General features: G+C 63.1%; 3 protein-coding genes. 1 reads left to right on the top strand and 2 read right to left on the bottom strand.

Annotation, left to right across the window (positions count from 1 at the left end):
• On the bottom strand, nt 1–968 hold a 968-nt coding region (locus tag EN749_RS33375; protein ID WP_145991117.1), incomplete at its 3' end, for an efflux RND transporter permease subunit.
• A complete protein-coding gene (locus tag EN749_RS33370; RefSeq protein ID WP_210214750.1) occupies nt 965–1,936 on the bottom strand; it encodes an efflux RND transporter periplasmic adaptor subunit in 972 nt (323 codons plus the stop codon). The genes EN749_RS33375 and EN749_RS33370, both read right to left, overlap by 4 nt.
• Before the next feature lie 250 nt (nt 1,937–2,186).
• On the opposite strand from EN749_RS33370, the gene EN749_RS33365 reads away from it, so the two are divergent.
• Complete coding sequence (locus EN749_RS33365) at nt 2,187–2,891, top strand: TetR family transcriptional regulator (protein ID WP_128364763.1); 705 nt, start codon at nt 2,187–2,189, stop codon at nt 2,889–2,891.
• Nucleotides 2,892–3,081: the final 190 nt, after the last annotated feature.

The raw sequence follows: 3,081 nt of genomic DNA, 5'->3' as shown, positions 1-3,081 counted from the left end.
ACCATGGCCGGCTCGATGCCAACCGGTAGATCGGCCTTCAGTTCCTCCATGGTCTCATGGATGTGCTCGCCGAGTGCCAGGACATCCCCACCTTCGCGCATCGAGACCGCAAGGCCGAGACCCGGCTTGCCGTTGATGCGGAAGATCGGCTCCGGCGGCTCGGCGTCCCCGCGGCGGACCTCGGCGATGTCGGCCAGGCGGATAATGCGGTCGCCGACTGCGAAGCTGACGGCGAGGATGTCCCGATCCGAGCGCAGAGATCCACTAACCTGGAGCTTGATGCCTTCATCATTTGTGGTGATCTCACCGGATGGAACCACGACGTTCTGGCCCTGGAGCGCCAGCGCCAGGGCTTCGGGCGTCAACCCGTAGCCGGCGAGTTTTTCGGGGGAGAACTCGAGATAGATGCGCTCGGGCTGAGTGCCGATGAGGTTCACCTTGGCGACATCGGGCACCTGCAGGAGCCGCGAGCGGATGTCTTCCACATAGTCGCGAAGTTCGCGGTTGGTGAAGCCGTCCGCCGTGAAGCCGTAGATGATGCCATAGGTGTCGCCGAACTCGTCGTCGGCCACCGGGCCGATGACGCCCTGCGGCAGGGTCAGCTGTATGTCGTCCACCTTCTTGCGCACCTGATACCAGGTGTCCTCGACCTCTTCGGGGCCGGTAGAGCCCTTGAGGTAAACGAAGACGGTCGATTCGCCGGCCTTGGTGTAACTCTTGAGGTAGTCGAGGTGAGGGGTTTCCTGGAGCTTGCGCTCCAGACGCTCGGTGACCTGGTTCAGCATGTCGTCGAGCGTCGCGCCAGGCCATCTTGCCTGCACCACCATTGTCTTGATGGTGAAGGTGGGATCCTCGTTGCGACCAAGTTGCATGTAGGAGCCAAGACCGAGCGCCACCAGCACCATGATCAGGAACAGGACGATGGAGCGATTGGCGATCGCCCATGCGGAAAGATTGAAGCTGGTCATTTCGAGGCTCCCAACAGGCGGACCTTCTGGCCGGGGCGCAGCGCATGAACGCCGGCGGTCACCACGATTTCGCCTCCGTCGAGGCCTCCGCTGACGACGATCATCGAGGAATCCTGGCGCTTCAGTTCGATCGGCCGCAGCGAGATCTCCTGGGAGACCGGATCGACGACCCAGACGGCCGGTCCACCGTTGGCGGTGGTGAGCGCGGTCCCCGGCAGTTCTATGCCGCCAACCTCCAGCATGCGCGTCTGCCCGGTCACCGTCGAGCCGAGCCGCATCGCCTCCGGCCATTCAGTCAGTCCGATCTTGACGCGATAACTGCGTGTCACAGGATCGGCCTGCGGGGCCACCTCCCGCACCCTGCCGACGGTGCGAATGGACGGGTCGTCGGTCAGAGCTACATCGATCAGTGCATCGGGAGGCACCTGTCGCAGCAGGCTTGCGGGCACGTCGAATACCGCGTCGGCGCCGCCATCATGGGCAACGGTGACAATCATCTGGCCGGCACGCACGACCTCGCCGGCCTCCGCTCCGGTCGCGATAACCGAGCCCGACGAACTTGCGAGCAGTCTCGTATAGCCGAGCTGGTCCTCGGCCGAGTGCAGTTCGGCCAACGACGCGTCCACCTGGGCTTTTGCGCTGAGAAAGGCTCGTTCGGCGGCGTCAAGGTGGGCTCTGGTCACCCACCCTTCGCTGAACAGCTTCTGTTGGCGCCCCAGATTGTTCTGCGCTTCCGTGAAAGCGGCTTGGGCCGCCCGGTTCTGCGCCTGTGCGGCGCTCAAAGCGTGCTGCTGCGGCTGCGGGTCGAGTTCGGCGATCAGATCTCCGCTCCGAACCACCTGCCCAACGCCAGCCGGTCGCGCGATGACCCTGCCATCGATACGGAAGGCAACGCTTTCCTCGGTAAGCGCGCGGACATGTCCCGTGAGCGAAACAGGCTCGCCGTCTGCTCGCGCGACCGCGGTCACAGTGCGGACGTTGCGGATATCAGGCTCCGCTGGCGCCGAGGCGCCGACGCAAACAATCAAGGCCAGGCTTAGGGAGGCAAGTACGGCAACGGTTTTCATGGATCACCCTTTGGGTTGCAGCGACCGGCCGCGACGGACGTTTTAGGTGGCGGCAATTCAGGCTTGCTTATATACGTTCATGCATGTATGTATGTAAAGAGGTTAAATCGCGTATGTATGTAAAAAAGCGCTCTGCCACAGGAGATGAACGATGAGACGCACCAAAGCCGAGGCCGAACGGACCCGCGAAGCGGTTCTGGCCGGAGCGATCGATGTCTTCCTTGAACGCGGTGTAACGCGTGCCACCCTGGAGCAGATCGCCAGCGCCGCCGGGGTGACCCGCGGCGCCATTTACTGGCATTTCAAGGACAAGCAGGAGATCTTCATCGCACTCGAGCGGCGGGCCAATCTGCCCAGCGACGAGTTGGGCGCACGCCTGGAGGCTCGCCTGGCGGCCGAACCCGAGCTTGATCCCCTGGCCGAACTCAAGGACGCGATCGAGGAGGGGCTGCGGGCTTTTGAGAAAGACCCGGAGCGTTCCCGCATCCTTACGATCCTATGGCTGCGCTGCGACTATTCCGAAGAATTGCTGCCTGCCCTGGCTCGCCAGAGAGAGGCAGACCTTGCGCTGCAAAGGCTGTTCGAGACCGTGATCGGCATAGCTGCCAGACGAGACGGCCTTGCACCCGGGTGGTCCGTCGAAACGGCCGCGCGCGCGCTCCTGCTCCTGGTCAATGGTTCGGTTCTCGACTGGCTGCGCGCACCGGGGAAGTCTGTACTCACGCCCGGCACGATGAAGCTGGTCGCCGCTTTTCTCGATACCGTCAGCGTGCGCGCCGGGTCCCCCGAACGGTCAACCGCTCGATTGAAGGCAAATTCGAGATCATCTTTCCGCCACCCCCAACGGAGCCGGTGATGACGTTTGGCAGATCGCCGGCCGGCTTCGACAATCCGTCCAGGCCATGGCGCCCCCTAACTCGCTCCCTTCGATCACACTTAACGATGCCGGAACAAGTCAGCCCGCGCGACTATACCGATAAAATGCTGCTTGCCGCTTTGCAGGAAGCACAGTCTATGGTGCGCGCCTACGACACGAAGGCTCAGAT

This window comes from Mesorhizobium sp. M7A.F.Ca.ET.027.02.1.1 (assembly GCF_004022985.1).
GTDB lineage: Bacteria > Pseudomonadota > Alphaproteobacteria > Rhizobiales > Rhizobiaceae > Mesorhizobium.
Note: the sequence above shows the minus strand (reverse complement) of the source record. Positions and strands in the feature narration are given on the sequence as shown.

Excerpts from the sequence above, each read along its gene's own strand:
- EN749_RS33365 (WP_128364763.1), top strand. The coding sequence starts at position 2,187 with ATGAGACGCACCAAAGCCGAGGCCGAACGGACCCGCGAAGCGGTTCTG.